Raw genomic sequence first — 5,260 nt, forward strand, 5'->3', positions numbered from 1 at the left:
ATCTCTGCCTGGACACCGGACACATCGGCATCTATGTCAGCTCGAAGTTTCAGGAGGCATTTGCACCCAAAATCGCCGGCTGGCTCAAAGAGCGGGACGCAATCCCAAAGAAACGGTCCACCCGCAAGAAAAAAACGGTCAGAAAAAAAGCCAACGGTATGAAAAACGAGCCGCCGGTCAAAAAAACAGCCCTCAAGCGAGCCAAAAAGCCGGCCGCATCCAAACGATCCCTGCCGGGAGCCGTTTCTCAAAACAACGGCAAGCCACCCACATCAACCACGTCATGAGGAGGGGTCTAAATGACCAAGGAAACAGACTTTTTCAAATCATTTTGTAAGATCAGCGCAGCCTTCGGCACGGCGGCGACCATGCAGGAATTGTTAGACCTGATTGTGGACAGCGCGATTTCCTCCCTGGACGGCAAGGCAGCTTGCCTGTTTCTGGCCGATGAACGCAAGGACCAATTTGTCCCCAAGGCCCAGGCCGGCCTGTCGAGCAGTTACCTGCACGCCAACCCGCTCAAAGCCCGCCAAATTGTGGCCGATCTCGAAAAGAAGGGCCATCTGGCTTTCCTGGATGCCACGTCCGACCCACGCCTGGAACATCACGAGGCCAAAAAGCGGGAAGGCATCGCCTCCCTGCTGACCGTTCCAGTTACGGTAAAAGATCACACCATCGGTGTGCTTTCATTTTACACCGCCGAACGCCGGGAGTTTCGGCCACCAGAGATCGATTTTTTATGCGCTCTGGCCGATCAGGGCGGCATCGCTATTGAAAAAACCCGCCTGCTCGAACGCATCGAAAAAAACACATCCCTCTTTCTGGAATTCTCATCTTCTATCAATTCAAGCCTGGACATTAAAGCGGTGCTTCGGAATATGTCCGAAAAAATGTCTCACTCCCTGGGCATGAAGGGCGTTACCATAAGGCTCTTGAATGAAGACAGCAACGCATTGGAAGTGGTGGCCAGCCACGGCTTAAGCGAATCGTTCATGAACAAAGGTTCAATTTCGGCTGAAAAGAGCGTTACCGAGGCACTTCGGGGTAAAACGGTTGTTATGGAGGACACATCCACGGACAAGCGTCTGCAGTATCCCAAAGAAACCGAAGAGGAGGGAATCAAGTCCATGGTTTGCGTACCCATCCGATCACGGGAAAAGATCATCGGTGTCATGCGGCTCTACTCCGATTCTGTTCGAAAGTATTCTCAGGATTTCATCACCTTTGTTGAGGCGCTGGCACACACGGGAGCATTGGCCATCCAGAATGCGTCCATGTATCTGGCACTGAAGGAAGACAAAAAAAACCTCGAAAAGGATGTCTGGAGCCATCGCCTCTACTTTTGAATGTTACGCAAGAAAATATCTTGGTAAGAATTGGAGCCGTCGTATGAAACAAGAAGAAGCCCTCAAGCAAATAATGCAAACAAACAAAATGGTACTGGATCAAAATCACACCATTATGATGAGTGCCTATGAACAAAACAAATTGTTGTTGGGTATGATTTTAAATCAAACGCCGGATCTTTCGCCCGAAGGCAAATCAGCCATTGCGGACTGGCTCGAGACATACCGTAAAGGTAGCGAAGAGATAAAAAAATGGTCGATATTGGGTATCAAATGGTGGAAAAATATATGTCCGCGGCAGAAAAATAGGATATCGATTCTGCCATCCCGCTTCAGAAATGGTAAGGCATGTCAATCATAATAATTCATCATGGATTGAACTATAGCGCTGTTGCCAATTAACAACCCCCGACTCATAAAAAACGGAGTTTTGACATGGACAACTTACGAATCGCTAAACAAATGATTGAATTGAACAAGACCGCATTCGACAACAGTTTCAGCGCCATGACCTTGGTCTATGAACAGAACGAAAAGATATTCGAAACCATTCTCAACCAGGCGGCATGGATGCCCGAAGCAGGCAGGAAGGCCATCGAAGAATGGCTCGAGGCCTACCGCAACGGATGTAGTCAATACAAGAAGCTGGTCGATGAAAGCTATGCCAAAGTTGAGGTATATTTTGACAAAAGCTGAGAAGAATCGAATAGCTGACAGAGCGAAACGGCCAAACGATTAAACGTTCGGCGTTTGATAATCAGTATCCGACTGGTAATAGCCATTTCTCGGTTTTGTATTCTCGCCGCATGGCCCGACCCTTTTCGAGTCGTCTCACCGGTTTTTCACCGGACGTAAAAAGAGCAGCATTCCCCAGGCAACCAGAGCCATGACGGTCACAATTCGGAAGGTCGGCTGGTAACTACCGGTCAGGTCGAACAGATGGCCGGCAAGCAGGGGGCCGACGGACCCGCCGGTGGTGCCGAAACAAACTACGATCCCGAAGAGGGTGCCGTGGGATTGGATGCCGAACCACTCTGCCACCAGGGGAGAAATGGCGGTGAAACAGCCCCCGTGGGCCAGACCATAAATCACGGCAAAAAGATACAACATCCAAGGTTGGTGGGCAAACTGCAGCCAGCCGAGTCCGATTAGAAGCAGGACGAAGCAGCCCCCCATCACCGCTTTGCTGCCCAGTCGATCGATGATCAGGCCGCTGACAAAGCGCCCAAGCATGCTCACCGCCCCGATGATGGAGAGGACCCCGGCGGCCTGCATGGCGGGGAATCCCAGATCGCGGGCATGGGGGACGATGTGCAACATGATGATCATCAGGCAGAAGACTAGGCAGAGATTGACCAGACAGATGGTCCACAATTGGACCGTCCTTAGCGCACGAGACAACGTGAGGCTGGAATCCGTGGCAGGTGCTGTGCGCCGGCAGTCGACTGTTTCCGATGGCCTGTTCGAAGGCAAGGCATCTGGGTCGCGGCGCAGGAACTGAGCCATCAACACCAGAATCAGGGCCACGCTGGTGCCGATGAGCACAAAACTCCACCGCCACCCGTAAAGGAAAATCAGCCCGCTGGCAGACAGGGGAATCACGAATTGGCCGGCACCGGTGCCCACCTTGACGATACCGGTCATGAAACCCCGGCGGTGGGAAAACCAGCGGGCAATGGTGGTCAAGGCAATGACGTCGATGGAGCTGAGCCCCATGCCGAAAATAATTCCGTAAAAGAGGTAAAGCTCCCAGAGGGAGGAGAGTCGGGCCATGAGGACACAGCCCAGGCCCAACAGAATTGCCGTGACCGTCATGATTTGACGTGGACCGAAGCGGTCGTTCACCCGGCCGACAATCACCCCAAAAAGGCCCATGAGGAAAAAGGCCAGCGAAGAGGCACCGGAAATGGCAGCCCGGGACCAGCCGAATTCCTCCATCAATGGGTTGAAGAAGACGCCGAAAGCGATAAATGTTCCCACCCCAAGGGCCTGTATGGAAAAACAGATGGCCGCGATGAGATGGGCGTAGCCGTACCGCCGAGGAGCTCGAATCGGCATTGGCATCCTTTTCAGTTGAGGGGCGTTAGGGGTCAAGCTCAATTTTGACTCTTTATAACGTCCCGGGTCAATCGTTCAATACGTTTTTGGATCTCCGCTCTAATGATAAACATATTTCTTTTGGTTTTTAGTTGGTTTGCCGATGGGATCGGAGCTTTGAGGGCGTTGCTTTTTCATCTATCTGACCGTTTTCATCTTGGCTTTTTTCGGCCTCGACATGACAACTCCATAAAAAGAGGTTATCTTGTATGGCCTTGGATTCCTGGCAATTTGGAGGCATGGCCATACGTAAGTTTTGGCAACTGGTTTTCGTGGCATCCACAAAACAAAGCTTAAATTCGGTCAACTAAAGAATCGTTCAGCTCCCTTCCCATTTTTCACTCTTGCCCTCTGAATAAACACTTCCTTATCCATACCCATCGGTATTGATCAAAAAATCTACCCTTTTTCAATCGAAGGTTTAAATTCTAAAAACCTGTATCTTGCATCGCCGACCGTCCTTTCAATTAGGTTGCATCCAGCAGAATTGGTTTTTGACAGGCGATGGGAATCGCAATTGAGAATTGATAGTTCTCATCGCCGACGAGTTGCCGGACTTTTCGCGTGAAAAAAAGGAGTTGGGGTGCCACGAACTGTCAAAGCAGCCGATAAGCCCCGGATCCACCTTAGTGCATCGATATTCGGGCCCATGGATCAAGTTTCAAGAGGATTAGGCTGTCGAAAAAATTCGTTTTATTGGCCAATGGGTCTAATAATAAAAATGTAAACGTTTACAATTCAGATCTGATGGGTTATTGTAATTCATTATTCCTCTTTAAAACCCTCAGGCGGAAACTACGAGCGATGAGCACAATCATTGACGTTGCCAAAACCGCTGGCGTATCGACAGCAACCGTTTCCCGTGTCATCAATCTTCCTCAATCCGTGCGCGAATCGACCCGAAACCGGGTTCATCAGGCGATGAAAGCCTGCGACTATCGATACAATGCCCTGGCCCGAGGATTCGCCACGAAGCGCACTCAAACCATCGCCCTGATCGTCCCCACCATCACAAATCCAGGATTCGCAGAGTCCACCCGTGGCATCCAGGATCGCGCAGCAGCAGCTGGCCTGAGCGTTCTTCTGGGAAACACCAACTACGACGCCCGAACGGAGAAAAAGCTTATCCGGGTCTTCCGGGAGATGCAAGTCGATGGCATGGTCATTACCACGACCAACCCTAATACCCAGACCCTTCAGACACTCGTGGCGGAAGGCTTTCCCTTTGTCGTCCTCTATAGCACGGTGAGGCGAGGGCCAATATCCTGCGTCGGTGTTGATAATTACCTGGGCGGATATATGGCGACGAAACATCTTTTCGAAAACGGCCATCGGCGGATCGCAATGATCGCAGGGGCCTTCAGTTTTTCGGACAAGAGCCATCACCGTTGGATGGGTTATCGAAAGTGTCTTCGAGAAAACGGCATTGCCTACGACAGCCGCTACATATTCCAAACAAACTATAGCCTTGAGAGCGGTCGAGAAGGCGCACAAAGAATACTTGAATTGACGCCTTCCCCTACCGCCGTGTTCTGTTCCAATGACTATCTCGCCATTGGTGTAATGGAGGGCGCTCGTAAAATGGGACTTCATCTGCCAGACGATCTGTCGATCGTGGGATTCGATGATATTCCGCTGGCATCTTATGTCACACCAGGCCTGGACACAATCCACCAGCCAGCCTACCAGATGGGAACCCTCGGCGTAGAGGAACTCCTCGAACGAATCGAAAATGGATCCAAACCCCCGGTTCACAGACTGCTCGAACTGGAACTGATTATTCGGGGCTCTGTATCAACTCCACGGGGGATCGGTTA

General features: G+C 51.0%; 5 protein-coding genes and 1 pseudogene. 5 read left to right on the forward strand and 1 reads right to left on the reverse strand.

Translation table 11 applies throughout. From position 1 onward, the window contains the following. From ABYV26_RS20175 to ABYV26_RS20190, 4 genes and pseudogenes are all read left to right on the forward strand, one after another. A pseudogene (locus tag ABYV26_RS20175) lies at nt 1-287 on the forward strand (hypothetical protein); the annotation flags it as partial. A gap of 12 nt (nt 288-299) precedes the next feature. Further along, the gene (locus ABYV26_RS20180; protein WP_372683162.1) at nt 300-1,346 is read left to right on the forward strand and encodes a GAF domain-containing protein; all 1,047 of its coding nucleotides are present in this window, start codon (nt 300-302) and stop codon (nt 1,344-1,346) included. A gap of 43 nt (nt 1,347-1,389) precedes the next feature. Further along, nucleotides 1,390-1,707: a hypothetical protein gene (locus tag ABYV26_RS20185; RefSeq protein ID WP_372683163.1), complete on the forward strand. Its 318-nt coding sequence runs from the start codon at nt 1,390-1,392 to the stop codon at nt 1,705-1,707. Between the two features lie 74 nt (nt 1,708-1,781). Next, nucleotides 1,782-2,042 carry a hypothetical protein gene (locus ABYV26_RS20190; RefSeq protein ID WP_372683164.1) on the forward strand — a complete coding sequence of 87 codons (261 nt, stop codon included), beginning with the start codon at nt 1,782-1,784 and terminating at the stop codon, nt 2,040-2,042. 135 nt (nt 2,043-2,177) lie between these two features. Here ABYV26_RS20190 and ABYV26_RS20195 read toward each other — a convergent pair whose 3' ends face one another. Continuing rightward, entirely contained in the window at nt 2,178-3,404 is a 1,227-nt protein-coding gene (locus tag ABYV26_RS20195) for an MFS transporter (RefSeq protein ID WP_372683165.1), read from the reverse strand. 843 nt (nt 3,405-4,247) lie between these two features. Between ABYV26_RS20195 and ABYV26_RS20200 the strand changes: the two genes are divergently transcribed. Further along, a partial coding sequence (locus tag ABYV26_RS20200) for a LacI family DNA-binding transcriptional regulator (protein WP_372683166.1) occupies nt 4,248-5,260 on the forward strand: 1,013 nt, incomplete at its 3' end.

The sequence above is a fragment of the Desulfosarcina sp. genome (genome assembly GCF_041551955.1).
Taxonomy (GTDB): Bacteria; Desulfobacterota; Desulfobacteria; order Desulfobacterales; family Desulfosarcinaceae; genus Desulfosarcina.

Excerpts from the sequence above, each read along its gene's own strand:
- ABYV26_RS20180 (WP_372683162.1), top strand. The coding sequence starts at position 300 with ATGACCAAGGAAACAGACTTTTTCAAATCATTTTGTAAGATCAGCGCA.
- ABYV26_RS20185 (WP_372683163.1), top strand. The coding sequence starts at position 1,390 with ATGAAACAAGAAGAAGCCCTCAAGCAAATAATGCAAACAAACAAAATG.
- ABYV26_RS20190 (WP_372683164.1), top strand. The coding sequence starts at position 1,782 with ATGGACAACTTACGAATCGCTAAACAAATGATTGAATTGAACAAGACC.
- ABYV26_RS20195 (WP_372683165.1), bottom strand. The coding sequence starts at position 3,404 with ATGCCGATTCGAGCTCCTCGGCGGTACGGCTACGCCCATCTCATCGCG.